This is a genomic window from Egbenema bharatensis FJBBOT/2019, from assembly GCF_048077055.1.
GTDB lineage: Bacteria > Cyanobacteriota > Cyanobacteriia > Elainellales > Elainellaceae > Egbenema > Egbenema bharatensis.
This window is the reverse complement of sequence record NZ_CP182236.1, coordinates 822,567-836,912: the sequence shown is the minus strand read 5'-3', so window position 1 is coordinate 836,912 and position 14,346 is coordinate 822,567. Positions and strand designations below refer to the sequence as shown.

The window sequence follows — 14,346 nt, the reverse complement described above, 5'->3', positions numbered from 1 at the left end:
TGGGAGCAGGTCTGCCTCAAGCATCTTCTAGGATCAGGGCTGTAATTGTTACGGTGGAATTGCTTGGTCAAAGTGTAGCGATCGCCAATATATCGCCAGTATATCGAGATCCTCACGTTGAAACGAGACGCAAGTATATGACTCCACTAAGATTCATAACTTTTCCGGTCTCTAAAGTGCAGAACTTGAATTTAACCGTATGAAACCTTTAGCAATCGACATAGAGGATCCCTTCCCAAACATCGTGCGTCAATCGGCTGTGTTCTGCTTTAGCCTCCTGGATGACCTGTTGGTCGTGCTGCTCTCCCGGCTGGGCTGCCACATTTCCTGGTTGGAGTGGCTTTCTCCTGTAGTGATGGGATGCACTGGTATCTATCTATTGGTTCAATTTGGCCGGAGTGCATACGCTGCAAAACTGATTCAGGTCGGACGTGAATCAGGGCAAGCAATGTGGAAGTCAATGGCTGGCGAACATAACCAGTAAAACCAAAGGCAGAATAAATCTCCCTTGTCAGGGAACTTCAAACCTTTTTCAGCTCGGTTCCCCTTTTCTTAAGGAAAGAAAGGGGGTTCTTAGTATGATTTGTGATGGACTAAGGCTGCTTGAGTCAAAGCAGGACAAACGCCCCAGAGAATTTTGTCAATCCACAGCTCCATTTTCCCTTCCTGGGAGGGGATAGGGATAGGTAAAACTTCTGGGAGGGAATTGGGGTAGGCGAAACCCCGATCGCTACATTTTGATCGCTACATTTTGCATTGCCCAGTTTTCTGTCCAGATACAGTCAGGCTTGTGTGTACACGCTAGCTCGGAATAATAGGAAATGGATAGGAAAAATGCATCAATTTTTTTTGTTATGATAATTGAGCAATGATCGTAGCTCAACCATACGCTGAATTGGATTGATCCGAACAGTAACAAATTAGGTGAATGAAACAGCCACAAACTCAATCTAACCCCCTCCAACCGATCGCCGAAAATCTCTGGTGGGTGATTCCTGGCAAACTGGCCGGAGTTCGCAAACCCACTGAGGCAGAACTCTCCCAACTTCGGGCCATGGGAATCGGGGCGATCGTCTCTGTGATGGATGATCCCGGTAATTTAGATCTTTATCAAGCCGCAAATTTCCCCTACCGCTGGTTGCCCACTCAGGGCGGCACTGCCCCAACGTCAGAACAAGTTCGGGACTTTCGAGTGTTTGCCGAACAGCAGATAGGTTCCGGTCATGCGATCGCGGTGCATTGTACCAGTGGTCGTCGTCGAACAGGAACGCTGATCGCCTCCTATCTGATCGCGACCGGGTCATCCTACGAGGATGCGGTTCAGCAAATCTTGAGTGCCAATCCACAGGTGGAACTGCGGGAAGCCCAAACCACTTTTCTTCAGAACCTGGCAGCAGAACAGAACCATAGTGCAGGACAACACGAGCATGAATGAATCGATGAATGGCTGGAATCATCCGCCGCGAATTTTGTTTCTGTATGGCTCTTTGCGAGAACGTTCCTACAGTCGGTTGCTGGCCGAAGAAGCAGCCCGAATCATTGAGGCATTTGGCGCAGAGGTAAAGTTTTTTGATCCCAGGGAGCTTCCCATCTACGGCAGCGTACCCGACACCCATCCCAAAGTCCAGGAATTGCGATCGTTAAGCCTGTGGTCGGAAGGGCAGGTCTGGTCTAGCCCGGAGATGCATGGTCAAATTACGGGCATTTTGAAGAACCAGATTGATTGGATTCCGTTAAGTATCGGTGCGGTCAGACCCACTCAGGGAAGAACATTGGCTGTGATGCAGGTCAGCGGTGGTTCGCAATCCTTCAATGCAGTCAACACCATGCGATTACTCGGACGCTGGATGCGGATGTTCACGATTCCCAACCAATCCTCTGTGGCAAAGGCCTATCAGGAATTTAACGAAGACGGCACGATGAAGCAGTCTCCCTACCGCGATCGGGTGGTTGATGTTATGGAAGAACTCTACAAATTCACGCTGCTCCTGCGGGGATACTCAGATTACTTAACCGATCGCTATAGTGAGCGTAAGGCGACCGGAGCCGAGGAATCCTTCAGTGAATTCAAATTTTTGACTCCTCCCAGCCTTATTGAACCTTAGAATCCCAGCCAGCCAGCGGATATCGTTCGAGTGATAGATACGGTGAAGCCGGACAGCCACTATTGTACTAAGTACGCAAGCACTCGTTATGCCAGCATCAGTGGCTCAAATCATGGCAAAGTTTCAACCGATCCTGATATTCAAATCAATTCAGCTCAGAACCGTCCGTTTAGTAGTTCGATCGGCTGCACTGAGTTTGGCGATTCTACTGCTAATTGGGGGAGGGGCAGGCGGATTCGGGCTTCTAACCCCTACAGCGGCAGCAACTCCTCTCCCAGTATCGACCGTAACTGTGGCGCAGGCTCCTGATATCCCGGATCTAGACCATGCGGCCAACAAAGCAGAAGAAGCCTCCGATCGCATCTATGAAGGACTCGATCGGACGAAAGCGGTCGTAGGTAAGACCGAGCCACGCAATCAGGTGATTGAAGAAGCGAGAGAACACGCCAGCGAGAAATGGCTGTCCCTTGCAGAAAAAACCCGCGAAGCCAAGCGATCGGATGGAGAATCCCTATCACCTGTGGATAAAACCAACCTGGAGCGAATTTCCGGCTCTGAACTGCATTAGTTCACGGCAAATTTCAGTCCAGTCCGCATCCAAGTAATGCGAACTGAATAATCTGGATCTCTTGTGGGGTGGGCATCTTGCCCGCTCAGTCAGCAAAAACCGAACAATCTAGACTTCTTGTGGGGTGGGCAGCGTTGCGACGGCTCGACTGAGCTTCGCCGAACGTCTGAGCTCAAGCTGAAGTCTTGCCCGCCCAGTCAGCAAAGTAAAACGCTTTACAGGTTCAGTAGATCGAAAATGGATTGCATTCACGGCAACGCCTGCTGTTGATCCCCCTAAATCCCCCTTAAAAAGGGGAACTTCAAACCTTTTTCGGCTCGGTTCCCCCTTTTTCAAGGGGGCTAGGGGGGATCTAAACAAGGTTTGTGATCTACTGAGGTTATTTAACCCTAATCCTAAGTCCAGTACAAAACCTGAGCCTTGGGAAATCGTTTCGCAATTTCCTGCTCAAACCACTGGCGCAAAGCTTTCATGGTCGCAGGCTCATAAACGTACTTCGTACCGCCAAACTTATTGCGCTTCACCTGTCGCGTGGCTTCATCCATCTCAAGCGGACTACGAGGATACCAATTCGCCAGGACTTGCTTTGATTTAGGCGTAAAGCGGTGGGAAATCAACTCAAAGGTCAGATCACAGTCAAAGTCGATCGCCTTACTGATAGATTCAAATAGTTTCGTGTAATGGTGCTGCCAGTCTTCGATCGCCATGATCGGAGCAATGACTAAGCCGATCGGATAGTTGCCGCCCCCCTCCTGCTTGGGCAGAGCCAATCGTCGTAACGCTTGCAAGCGGGCTGGCACAGAGGCAGTTCCCCCTTCCATTCGGGTAGCAATGGGAGCTGCATTGACACTAACCCGGCAGCGGGTATGACCCTTATGGGGCAAATCCAGTAAGTGATCCACTTCATCAAACTTGGATACCCAGCGGAGATAACCCTGCTCCCGCGAACCAAAATAGCGAATGCATTCTGCCAGGCTGCCGGTTAAATGCTCAATGCCCAGCGGATCGGTATAGCAACTTACCTCAAAACTGGTTTGCGTGCCCGGTTTTTCATAGGATGGCAACTGGGACAGAATTTCCGGCAGGTTAGCGAACACCCGAATCACGGGCGGCCCTGGCAAACTTCCCGCTAAGTAGCAGTATTGACAATGGGCAGGGCAACCCTCCGCCAGATGAAATTGCCAGTCCGCAGAGGGGGGAATCGGACTGAGCTTCAGGCGGCTGGGGGGAGCCGTCACCACTGCCAGAGTCCGTTTTGCAAGTCTATAGGTTTCTCGCTCATCCTCTCCCCGCAAACCCGTCAAGCGGTTGTGGGGCAACACTTCAATTGGCAAGTCTAGTGCCTGAACACGAGAATAGATTTGCTGTCCCCAGGATTCATCGAATGCCGCAGGGGTGAAGAGAACCCGATCGGGCATCCAAAGCTTCGAGCTGGATGAATGGGTTGAGGAAGATGAGAGAGAGGGAAGGAATGGTTGGGCAGTTGGGATTGCAGTCGTCAAAAGGAAAGCTCTCCGTTGGGCATACATTCCCATTATCAACAGACTCACTTCTACTAAAGCCGAGGAGCAGGCAGGGATTTCACAACCAATGAAGTTGGGTTAGCCAATCTAGGCTAAATCAAGCTCAGGACTCAAGCCTCAAGCCTCTAGTCTTTATTCGGCAAAATCGATCGCACCCGATCCAGTAATTGATTAAAATCAACAGGTTTACGAATAAATCCATCTGCACCAACATCAAATCCCTCGGCTGCAGTTGGTTGATCATGCCCTGTCACCAATACCACCGGAATAAAAGGGAGTCGGGGGTTACGGCGCATCCGCTGAATGACTTCATAGCCATTCATATCCGGCATCATCACATCTAATAGGACTAAATCGGGAGGTTCCGCTTCCATTTTTTCCAGGGCGGCTGGTTCGCTATCCACGACATCGACTTCGTAACCCTCAGACTCCAAAATGGTTTGAAGGAGGAAAGAATTATCAGGAATGTCATCGACGACCAAAATCCGATCCATCATAGAATCTGGGTTTAAAAACAGGGCATTCATCTCTAAAGTAGGCATTTATGACTGGGGAAACAGCTTTATCTCCATTCTCTCCGCTGTTCGATCAGATTACCTCTTTCATTAGAGACAGAACCAAATTAAATCTGTTATGCTCTATGGCTATACTACGGCAATTTAAGCGTTGTAAAACCCATTTAGCCCGCTTTGCTTGCCATTCCCATTCGGTCTATAACCCACCTCTTGACCCCGTCGATCGGATCCATCATAACTTTGCTGTTTTCTGAATGACTCTCTAACCCACACTATCTGAAATCTTCTCCCCCCCAAATGTCGCTGATTGAACTTTTGCTTCTACTACTGGTCGCAGCCCTCTGCGGCGGGATTGGACAAGCTCTGGTCGGTTACACGGCTGGCGGTTGTCTGGTTTCTATCTTTGTCGGAATTGTTGGTGCCTATATTGGAGTATGGGTCGCTCGTCAGTTTGGCTTACCCATCTTTCTCCCCATTGCAATTGGGGATACAACCTTTCCATTGGTCTGGTCAGTCATTGGTTCAGCCGTTTTTTCTGCCATCCTGGGTCTGATTAACCGCGCCCTGATTGGCAGTCGCCGACGCTACTGAGCCCGATCGCCCCTCCCTTCACTCCAGGCTGCTTCAAAGAAATCGAGTTCACACTGCATCGCATAGCGGTAAGTCGATCGGACGATCGGCGTTAGGGTTGCGTACTGATTGGCTAATTCAGCTAGCTGATCGGCCAGGGGTTGAAAGTCATCGCTGCTGTAGGTGCGAATCCAGTCTGTATAAGTATGCTGGGGAATTTCAGGTTGAGCCAGTGCTTGCCCTAGAAAGGCATATAGCTTCATGCAGGGCAGCATCGCGGCTGTCGTTACGCCTGCTTCCTGACTCCAGGCGGTTGCCAGTAGAAAATCCGTATAGCGACGGGTTGCAGTTCCCGGTTGGACTGCCTGAAGATCGACGCCCCATTGCGCTGCATAACTCTGATGCAGTTTCAGCTCTTGCAACACCCCATCTGCCAGATGATGAAACACGCTAAATCCTTGCCAGTCTGGAGCTTTAGCGGCTGCAATACTATAGGCTCGGGCAAAGGCTTCCAGAAAAAAGGCATCCTGCCCCACGTAGTAGGAAAACCGAGATTCAGGCAGTGTGCCATTCCCAATTCCCTGAACAAAGGCATTTTCTAAACAGGCAATGGCCAAATCCTGATTGTCTTGCCACAGTTCTGCTGCCAGATTCATTGCAAACTCCTGATACTTCAGTGCAATCTAGATTTACCCCAGTCCTCAATCTAGATGTGCAATCTGCATTCTACAACTGCTAGCAGGCTCCCTTACGCTTCACGACAACCAGGAGAGTTTTGAGAATCAAGTGCCAATCGTAGGCGATCGACCAGCGACGCATATAGCGGAGATCGAGTTTCACAATTTGTTCAAAGTTTGATACGGTGGAGCGACCATTCACCTGCCATTCACCCGTCATGCCAGGCTTCACTTCTAGCCGTTTCCAATGGTAATCGGTGTAGCTTTTTACTTCATCTGGCGTGGGAGGACGAGTACCAACCAAACTCATATCACCCCGCAATACATTCCAGAACTGTGGTAATTCATCCAGGCTAGTTCGGCGGAGAAAGCGTCCCACACGAGTAATACGGGGATCATTATCATTCTTAAATATATTCCCTTTCGCCTGATTAGTCACGGTATGTTTCAGTTGTTCCGCATTCCTCACCATGGATCGAAACTTCCAGATGCGGAAAGGTTTTCCCCGAAAGCCACAGCGAGTTTGACTATAAAGAATGGGGCCAGGATTATCCCAGTAAATGGCGAAAGCAATAGGAATCAATACCAGGGCAGTCAGAAACAAGCCCACGATCGCCCCAGTAATATCAACCGATCGTTTCATCCAACTGGCGACAGAAGGGTGGACTTGGGAATGATTTTTGGAAGAATGCCCATTTGAAATACCATGATCCTGGTTTTCCCCAGGTTGGGATGCGGTAGCAGAATAAGATAGACGCATCTGAAGAATTGAACTCATAGGAAGGACGCGGTTACGAATGACTGGGTTTCCCTATCGAGCAGTATGAACAACCCAATCAGACAAACCCACAGTATTATTAGGGCTTTATAAAGTCTTTACTCAGTACGCTCTCTGTAAATTTATCATCCGCAATATCACGGCTTAGCAAGGCAGAAATAATACAGGTAACACTCCTCCCTCCATCAGAAAATTCACTAACTGCTACCACTCCAGGTAATATGCCTATATGGAAATACAAGCTGGGACACTTTATATTGTTGGAACCCCAATCGGAAACTTGGAAGACATGACCTTCCGAGCTATCGACACCTTGCAAAAAGTACAGGTTATCGCAGCGGAAGACACGCGCCACACCGGCAAACTGCTCCAGCATTTTCAAATCACTACGCCCCAGGTCAGCTACCACGACCATAACCGCCGCAGTCGGCATCCGGAATTACTCCAGCGGTTACAGCGGGGAGATGCGATCGCCCTGGTGACAGATGCAGGAATGCCAGGCATTTCTGATCCCGGTTATGAATTAGTCAAAGCCTGCGTCGAACAGAATATTTTAGTGGTTCCCATCCCAGGCGTGAGCGCAGTGATTACAGCAATCAGTGCATCCGGATTGCCCACCGATCGCTTTTCATTTGAAGGTTTTTTACCTGCGAAAGGACAGGAACGTACCGATCGACTGGAAGCACTCCGGGCCGAAACGCGCACTCTCATCCTCTATGAATCCCCCCATCGGTTGCGACAAACTCTACAGGAGTTGAGTGAAATTTTAGGTGGAGAAAGGGCGATCGTCCTGGGGCGTGAACTTACCAAACTGCACGAGGAATTTTGGCGAGGTTCCATTCAAGCGGCGATCGAACATTACCAAACCAGCGATCCTCAGGGTGAATTTACATTAGTGTTAGCCGGAGCTGAGTTAAGCGAACCCGTCCTTTCTGAGGCCGCCCTGAAAGCAGAACTTCAGCAACTTCTTCAACAGGGGTTATCTCGCTCGCAGGCCAGCCGTCACCTGGCTCAAAAGACTTCTCTCTCACGCCGACAGGTATATCAACTTGCTTTGTCCATTCCAGAAGAATTTGAAACGAGCCAAGATACCCAGTGATGAACATTCTGAACCAAACGAGGCAACCCTGCCAGGGAAGAATGAACACTATTTTGTATCATTGATTGCTATATTTCCACAGCAATTTTGTATTTTTGTCCTAACTGGTTAAATGAATTGCTACATGGGAAAGATAAATTGGTAATGTAATAGAAAGTATGCATTTTTCTAACAGATATCAGCCGCAGCAACATGATGGGTTAGCTCTCAAAAATGACTGAGAGTACACATGACTATAAAGATGCCGAACGCTGTGTTCTGAATGTCAAATGCACACTAAGCACACCCTGTCTGTTCATTCAGAAACTCAGGATATCTTGTACTTGTAGGAACATCTAATATGGCTAGAACGAGAAAGCGTTCGTCTGCTTCTGCATCCGTTTCACAATCTGCGATCGAAACCACTCGTTCAACTTTGAACGAACTAGAAACGAAACCCAAGGAAAATCTCTCGTTGCGGGAAGCGATTGGGGAGCTACATGAATCGATCACAGATGCACTGAATCGGGGATACAGCTATGAGGAAGTCGTTGAGATTTTGGCGACTCAAGGGGTAACCATCACCGTTGCATCCTTAAAACGCTACCTGGCAGCAGCTAGAAAGGAAGTCTCTGACAAACCCAAACGGACTCGTCGAACCTCCAATCGCTCTCGCAAAACACAGCTAGCGAAACAGTCCGCCGATCTTTCCGATGCTGCATCTCCCGATGAAGCACCCCCATCCCCTGATGCAGCGGAAGCCGCTTCTGAAGTAGCGGAACCGACGAAAAAGCGCAGAACCACAAGTCGTGCTAAAAGCTCATCGACGACAGCATCTAGAACTCGATCGGCTGCGAAAACAAAAACGGCGGCTAAAGCCAAGCCAACCTCTCGATCGAAAACGACGACTTCACGCCCGTCTGGACGGGGTCGGAAACGGAGCAGTGCGGCTGAATAGGGCTATCCATCGCAGCATTCATTTGCGTCCTCTAAACGGATGACAAAAAGGGGCTTTGCAGTGCGAAGCCCCTTCCTTTTATCTTGATTCAAGCTCTATCCAGATCAGGCGATAGATACAATCCCAATATCTAATGGGTTCTAATGTCTAATTGGTTCTAATGGGTGATCAAGAATTCAAATAAGCTTTTGCCCCGTGGGCAACCAGATCGACCTCATCCTGCGCCATCCGCTCCAGGGCAGACCGGGCATCTGGGCTGTCAAAATGACTGAGAGCCTGGGCAACTCGGTGGCGAATTTGCCAATCTGGATTATCTACAAACGGCAACAGTAGGGGTAGGGCACGGTGATCACCGAGTTCTCCCAGGGAACCGATCGCAGCAGTTTGAACCAGTTCATTATCGGATTGTAGGGCAGTCGATAACAGATCAAACGATCGCGGATCACCCATCTCGCCTAACGCAGCGACAATACTGAACTTGACCAACCATTCAGAAGTTTGATGATAAAGCATGGCCAGATCATCGTAGGCTTCGGTCAGTTTGAGTGCCCCCAAAGAATCTGCGGCTGCGGCCTGAACATCGGTTTCTGGATCTTCTAGCAAACATCGCCGTAGCACCTCCAGGGACAATGCTGGATTCTGATGCCCCAGGGTTGACATTTGGCTAACCGCCGCATACCGGACTCGAACACTCGAATCAACGATCGCAGATTGAATCATCTCAAATGCAACTTGGGGATCAAGCTGCCGCAGTTGGTTGACTGCACTCAATCGTTGACCAAAATCATCTGAACTCAATAATTCTTGCACTGATTCAGGCGTAATGCTCATTCTAAGTATCTCGTCTTCTACAAAGGTTTAGACTGTGATTTTGAAAAGTGTTTTGAATCAAGAAAATCAACTCATTCCTGATGGGTCGCCATGAAGCGCACCACATCGCCCCGAGTCAATACCCCCACCACCTGTTTGGATTCGTCCACCACGATCAAGCGGTGCACTTTGCGATCGTTCATGAGTTGGGCAGCACTCCGAATCGGCTGATCAGGGGTAACGGTGATAATGTTCTTTTTCGTCATCACTTCACCGACGGTTTGACCCAGAGCCTTATGCAACTCACGTTCGTACCGGGCAGGATTTTCTAGATAAATCACGCTGTCCAGAATCATGAAATGCGCGGGTGGAGTGACTCCAGTTTCCTGCCACATTAAGTCTGTCTCAGAAATGACTCCGGTTAGTTTACCGTCAGCATCCACTACAGGCAAACCGCTAATGCGTCGCTCTGCCAAAATTTTTATTGCTTCATTGAGGGAAGTTTCGGGAGACACCACGACTGGATCGGGGGTCATAATATCGGCAACTGTTGAGGGCATAGGTATAGGAAGTCGCTAAGAATTGAATAAAAATCAACAAACGCTTGTGTTTATTGTAGGGAATTGGGGATTGCGGGTGAAGCGATCGGATCTGGTTAAAGCGTTAAGTTGTGTATTACTCCCTGCGGATTGCGTTCCCGTACGCGATCGAGCACAAAGAGGCATTCCCTGCAAGGCGAAGAATCAGGGTGTTGTCCTCAGTACAGACCGATGTAAATCCTATACAATGAGGGTGAAACACAATTGCTTCTATGAAGCGATCAAACCAGAGCAAATCGAGCTGTATTGCCAGAAACATTTCCGTTGAACTTGCACTTTGTGTGAAATTCAGTAAACTGGAAGTGTTCGGAAATATTAAGCCAATATTAATTTCTTTCCTTTTTTTGTATAATCAGTTAACTGAATTTGCCCCTTCCAACTTGATTTAGCCTCTCTCCGGCTGCTGCGCGGACAGAGCTAAACCACCTGGATGCAGTAGGATCGAGCCAGTCTGCTCCTAGCGCTTATACCGCTTCAAGAATGCCTCGCGTCTCTCGTAAATTGCCAACAACTTGTAATACGGAGTCTCTGGGACATATGGACTCGGCACTCCCATTGCCATACTACGTACATCAGTCTGATTCTTGTTGCGTCAGCCAGTCAGTCTCTAGCTCTACTTATCCCTTGATCCTGGTTGTAGAAGACGATGACGACAATTTGCTGCTCATTCGCTATGTGCTGGAGTCTTTTGGGTACCGCTTTGTTGGGCAAAAAGATAGCCGTAAAGCCTTGGCTACGGTTAAAGAGTACCAACCTGACCTGATTCTTATGGATGTGCTTCTACCGGATGTTGACGGCATCCAACTGGTGAAACATCTCAAGCAAGACGAAATAACAGAGCAAATTCCGGTGATTGCAGTGACCGCACTTGCAAAAACGGAAGACCGAGAAAGTCTACTACTTGCTGGTTTTGCAGACTACATCAGCAAACCCTATATGCTAGAGGATTTGGAAGCTGCGATTCGTCGCCATCTTCGTTAGATATTAGATATTTAGCTGGATGTAAGGGCGGATGGTTCGGATGGAGGGGTCAGGGCTCCATGCCGGAGGAAGCGTGTGAAGCTGTTTGGCAAGCCAGGGAGGGGGGATGGGACAGAATCGCAATCACACTGGTCTGATCAGTCCGCAGATGGGTATCAATCAGTAGATCCTCTACGTCTGCCTGGGTTAAGCCTTCGATGAGCGATTTAAGTTGCGGTCGCATCAACTGTTCCAGGTTGAGACGAACTCGTTGCGCCAAGTTTTGCTGACCATGCTTCAGCAGTAATTTCTCAGGTTTTGTCACTGAACCTTTGACAACGATCGCCAGGGTGTTCTGAAAAAACTGGCAAACAATTTTATTGGGGTGGTGACCAAGCTGAATTTGATAGAAGGTTTGAAAGTCCGCTTCTATCAGATGGAGTAGCTGCTGATGGGCATCGATTGAGTGGTTCATGAAACTTGGCGTATCAAACTATTGCTGTCCAGCGTTCTGCATTTCAGCGTTTTGCGCTCCATCACTGTCAGGATTTGCGCCATCACTATCTGGATCTAGCGAGGAATCCTGGGATTTCCTGGAATTGGAGCAGCGAACCGTTGGCATATTGTCCAGTATGGCGATAATTCCCGTTCGTCCACTTTCCAGCGTGGCATCGCTCAACAAGTCTACAACGGTGACTCCAGCAATTTCCTCAATCAAGCGGATGAGCTGGGGCTGAATGGCATTATCCAAACCCGATCGAACTTCGCTCGCCAGGTCGTTTTGTTCTGCCTGAGCCAGCATTTGCTCCGGTTGGGTAATTGAGTTCTCAATGACGATCGCCAGTTGCTCGCCAAAAATCTGGCAGGTCACTTTTCCAGTGCGGTGACCGAGCTGCTCTCGATAGAGAGCTTGAATGCGTTGAGAAAGGGCTCGTTCTAACTGTCCTCGCGTGGGCAGGGATGCCGTCATATCTTTAAATCCTCCATGAAAAACAGACCGCCCTTAACAAGCTGAAGTATTGCCGCTCAAATTGAGGTTCCCCTCGATGAACTTGACGAACTGGATCCAGCTGACTGGATACACCCCAAGCTGCCAGGCTGTAGGGGTTAACGACGGACTGAGTCAGCATACGCTCAGGTTGGTAACAGCGGTGCATTCCTCAAATGAATCAATTCGTTTGAGTTGTACACTGTCTAAAGCTAGCGGTTGGCAGGCTTTGAGGACATTCCTCCAACGGTGTATTTTTGTCTCCATACAAAGTCCATCCCTGGAGATAGACCGATAAGGCGATCGGGCAACCCTCTTTCGAGTTAATAATAAATTAATAATCGTTATAAAAAGATCTAACGTTAGATATAGGGTTGAATTCTGTATCCCGCTTATTCTCTCTCATAAGAGCCGACATACCATGAGTTCGGAGGGGCGATTTGAAGCGGTTGAAATTAACGATAGGATGAAGTCGCCCCTAATTGGGTTGAACCTAATTTTATGGAAGACACTTTAAGGGTTCTGATTGTTGATGATGATGAAGTCGATCGCATGGCGGTGCGTCGGGCCTTGAAAAAGGCAAGTTTGTCGATGGAATTATTTGAATCAGTAAACTATGCAGAGTCGATCGACCTCCTGAAGGACACGCCGTTCGACTGTGTTTTTTTGGACTATCAACTGCCCGACCAGGATGGATTGACCCTGGTACGGAATGCTCGACAATTGGGGCTAATCGTGCCGCTGGTGGTGCTGACTGGACAAGGGGATGAACAAATTGCCGTAGAACTGATGAAGGCAGGCGCGACGGATTACCTTTCCAAATCCAGGATCACACCAGAGCGGTTGGAGCAGGTGTTGCGAAATGCGATTCGGGTCTACCGGGCTGAGATGAAGGCTGCGATCGCCAACCAGCAACTGCGCGAAAGTAACGAATTATTGAAACGCCAGAATCAGGAGCTGGAGTTACAACGGCAGCAAATTCAACTGCAAAACTTGAAGCTGATTGAGGCATCCCAGCTCAAATCTCAGTTTTTGGCTACCATGTCCCACGAGTTGCGCACACCGCTCAATGCCATCATTGGCTTCTCCCAGCTATTACTCCGCCGCAGTAAAGGAAGCCTGACTGCCAGCCAGACTGATATGGTGGAACGAATTCTCAATAATGGCAAACACTTATTAGAACTGCTCAACGATATTTTAGATTTATCCAAAATTGAAGCGGGTCGCCTGGAGTTGAAGCCAGAATGCTTTAATTTGCTCCAGGTCGTGAATACTACAGTTGAAGAATTGCGATCGCTGGCTGAAGAAAAGCACTTATCACTTCAGGTTAATATTGACCTCCCAGAAGCAGAGATTTTTACCGATCCCAGCCGACTGCGCCAGGTTTTGGTGAACCTCCTCTCCAACGCAATCAAATTTACGGAATCCGGGGGAGTTTGGGTGAACGTCAGCCATCTTTCAAAGAGCCAGTCCGATCGAATCATTATTGCAGTGAGAGACACAGGAATCGGCATTGCCCAAGACCAACTCAAGCAAATTTTTGAACCGTTCCGCCAAATTGATCAAACTACCACCCGCAAGCATGCAGGTACGGGATTGGGGTTAGCGATCACGGATTCACTCGTGCAGATGATGCAAGGTAAGATTGCGGTTGAAAGCCAACTGCATCAGGGAACCACGTTTCGGGTAGAGTTGCCCCGCCACCTGCCCTCCAGCAATCGCCCATCTACGCCAGATCAGATTTTCAACTTAAGTGGGAGTGATTCCTCTGAAATCAGCTAGTAGACCTCGGCAGCAATATACCCACCTTTCGTAGTGCAGGCTTCCAGCCTGCGCGGGCATTTTGCCCGCTCTACGGTTGCTCAATTCACGCTCGCTTCTACTAGTCCCTCAGCCTCCCGCAAATGACTTACTTAAGCAATCACCCAGTCAGGCGATCCAGCCAGATGAAGGCGATCGCCATTGCTGCCCATTACAGTAATAAAAGATAAGTGACGTTCATGGAATTAACCCGGCAGGGGGGCTGCTGGGTTTTTCTCTTTAAAAGCTGTTTGTCCGGTATCAAGTCTCCGGATCAAAGGGCTTCAACGGGTGCTTTAACACAAGGATATAGACCCAGAGGGAACTTTACAGTCATCAGGGAAACTATTCAGCAAAACTTCATGCAAGATTCGGTAAGTCTTCACAGGATTCATCCTTCGTTTGACTGGAGACCCT

Annotated in this window: 18 protein-coding genes; 10 read left to right on the top strand and 8 right to left on the bottom strand. The window is 48.9% G+C overall.

Annotated elements, in window-relative coordinates:
* Nucleotides 1–199: 199 nt before the first annotated feature.
* From ACM1PF_RS03850 to ACM1PF_RS03835, 4 genes are all read left to right on the top strand, one after another.
* Nucleotides 200–484 carry a hypothetical protein gene (locus ACM1PF_RS03850; protein ID WP_416672437.1) on the top strand — a complete coding sequence of 95 codons (285 nt, stop codon included), beginning with the start codon at nucleotides 200–202 and terminating at the stop codon, nucleotides 482–484.
* Nucleotides 485–928: 444 nt separating this feature from the next.
* A complete protein-coding gene (locus ACM1PF_RS03845) occupies nucleotides 929–1,435 on the top strand; it encodes a phosphatase domain-containing putative toxin (RefSeq protein ID WP_416672435.1) in 507 nt (168 codons plus the stop codon).
* 4 nt (nucleotides 1,436–1,439) lie between these two features.
* Entirely contained in the window at nucleotides 1,440–2,105 is a 666-nt protein-coding gene (gene arsH, locus ACM1PF_RS03840; protein ID WP_416676551.1) for an arsenical resistance protein ArsH, read from the top strand.
* 88 nt (nucleotides 2,106–2,193) lie between these two features.
* Nucleotides 2,194–2,673 carry a hypothetical protein gene (locus tag ACM1PF_RS03835; RefSeq protein ID WP_416672433.1) on the top strand — a complete coding sequence of 160 codons (480 nt, stop codon included), beginning with the start codon at nucleotides 2,194–2,196 and terminating at the stop codon, nucleotides 2,671–2,673.
* Nucleotides 2,674–3,068: 395 nt separating this feature from the next.
* Here ACM1PF_RS03835 and ACM1PF_RS03830 read toward each other — a convergent pair whose 3' ends face one another.
* On the bottom strand, nucleotides 3,069–4,091 hold the full coding sequence (locus ACM1PF_RS03830; protein ID WP_416676550.1) for a spore photoproduct lyase family protein: 1,023 nt from the start codon (nucleotides 4,089–4,091) through the stop codon (nucleotides 3,069–3,071).
* Nucleotides 4,092–4,321: 230 nt separating this feature from the next.
* The gene (locus ACM1PF_RS03825; protein WP_416672432.1) at nucleotides 4,322–4,693 is read right to left on the bottom strand and encodes a response regulator; all 372 of its coding nucleotides are present in this window, start codon (nucleotides 4,691–4,693) and stop codon (nucleotides 4,322–4,324) included.
* Between the two features lie 315 nt (nucleotides 4,694–5,008).
* Here ACM1PF_RS03825 and ACM1PF_RS03820 point away from each other — a divergent pair, with 315 nt between their 5' ends.
* Nucleotides 5,009–5,302, top strand: a complete 294-nt coding sequence (locus ACM1PF_RS03820; RefSeq protein ID WP_416672430.1) for a GlsB/YeaQ/YmgE family stress response membrane protein — start codon at nucleotides 5,009–5,011, stop codon at nucleotides 5,300–5,302.
* Here the strand turns inward: ACM1PF_RS03820 and ACM1PF_RS03815 are convergent.
* Nucleotides 5,296–5,937 carry a TenA family protein gene (locus tag ACM1PF_RS03815; protein ID WP_416672429.1) on the bottom strand — a complete coding sequence of 214 codons (642 nt, stop codon included), beginning with the start codon at nucleotides 5,935–5,937 and terminating at the stop codon, nucleotides 5,296–5,298. The genes ACM1PF_RS03820 and ACM1PF_RS03815 overlap by 7 nt on opposite strands.
* 79 nt (nucleotides 5,938–6,016) lie before the next feature.
* Complete coding sequence (locus ACM1PF_RS03810) at nucleotides 6,017–6,736, bottom strand: sugar transferase (protein WP_416672427.1); 720 nt, start codon at nucleotides 6,734–6,736, stop codon at nucleotides 6,017–6,019.
* Nucleotides 6,737–6,965: 229 nt separating this feature from the next.
* Between ACM1PF_RS03810 and rsmI the strand changes: the two genes are divergently transcribed.
* Both rsmI and ACM1PF_RS03800 read left to right on the top strand, forming a co-directional pair.
* Complete coding sequence (gene rsmI / locus ACM1PF_RS03805; protein ID WP_416672425.1) at nucleotides 6,966–7,835, top strand: 16S rRNA (cytidine(1402)-2'-O)-methyltransferase; 870 nt, start codon at nucleotides 6,966–6,968, stop codon at nucleotides 7,833–7,835.
* 340 nt (nucleotides 7,836–8,175) lie between these two features.
* Nucleotides 8,176–8,772: a hypothetical protein gene (locus ACM1PF_RS03800; RefSeq protein ID WP_416672423.1), complete on the top strand. Its 597-nt coding sequence runs from the start codon at nucleotides 8,176–8,178 to the stop codon at nucleotides 8,770–8,772.
* Nucleotides 8,773–8,940: 168 nt separating this feature from the next.
* Here the strand turns inward: ACM1PF_RS03800 and nblB are convergent, their stop codons facing one another.
* Both nblB and ACM1PF_RS03790 read right to left on the bottom strand, forming a co-directional pair.
* A complete protein-coding gene (gene nblB / locus ACM1PF_RS03795; RefSeq protein WP_416672422.1) occupies nucleotides 8,941–9,603 on the bottom strand; it encodes a phycobilisome degradation protein NblB in 663 nt (220 codons plus the stop codon).
* 71 nt (nucleotides 9,604–9,674) lie between these two features.
* Complete coding sequence (locus ACM1PF_RS03790; RefSeq protein ID WP_416672420.1) at nucleotides 9,675–10,142, bottom strand: CBS domain-containing protein; 468 nt, start codon at nucleotides 10,140–10,142, stop codon at nucleotides 9,675–9,677.
* 22 nt (nucleotides 10,143–10,164) lie between these two features.
* On the opposite strand from ACM1PF_RS03790, the gene ACM1PF_RS03785 reads away from it, so the two are divergent.
* Both ACM1PF_RS03785 and ACM1PF_RS03780 read left to right on the top strand, forming a co-directional pair.
* Nucleotides 10,165–10,449, top strand: a complete 285-nt coding sequence (locus tag ACM1PF_RS03785) for a hypothetical protein (protein ID WP_416672419.1) — start codon at nucleotides 10,165–10,167, stop codon at nucleotides 10,447–10,449.
* A gap of 287 nt (nucleotides 10,450–10,736) precedes the next feature.
* Nucleotides 10,737–11,162, top strand: coding sequence for a response regulator (locus tag ACM1PF_RS03780; RefSeq protein WP_416672418.1), 426 nt, complete (start codon nucleotides 10,737–10,739; stop codon nucleotides 11,160–11,162).
* Between the two features lie 49 nt (nucleotides 11,163–11,211).
* Here the strand turns inward: ACM1PF_RS03780 and ACM1PF_RS03775 are convergent, their stop codons facing one another.
* Nucleotides 11,212–11,616 carry a DUF2294 domain-containing protein gene (locus ACM1PF_RS03775; RefSeq protein ID WP_416672416.1) on the bottom strand — a complete coding sequence of 135 codons (405 nt, stop codon included), beginning with the start codon at nucleotides 11,614–11,616 and terminating at the stop codon, nucleotides 11,212–11,214.
* An 18-nt stretch (nucleotides 11,617–11,634) separates the two neighbouring features.
* A complete protein-coding gene (locus ACM1PF_RS03770; protein WP_416672415.1) occupies nucleotides 11,635–12,111 on the bottom strand; it encodes a DUF2294 domain-containing protein in 477 nt (158 codons plus the stop codon).
* A 519-nt stretch (nucleotides 12,112–12,630) separates the two neighbouring features.
* Here ACM1PF_RS03770 and ACM1PF_RS03765 point away from each other — a divergent pair.
* Entirely contained in the window at nucleotides 12,631–13,911 is a 1,281-nt protein-coding gene (locus ACM1PF_RS03765; RefSeq protein WP_416672413.1) for an ATP-binding response regulator, read from the top strand.
* Nucleotides 13,912–14,346: the final 435 nt, after the last annotated feature.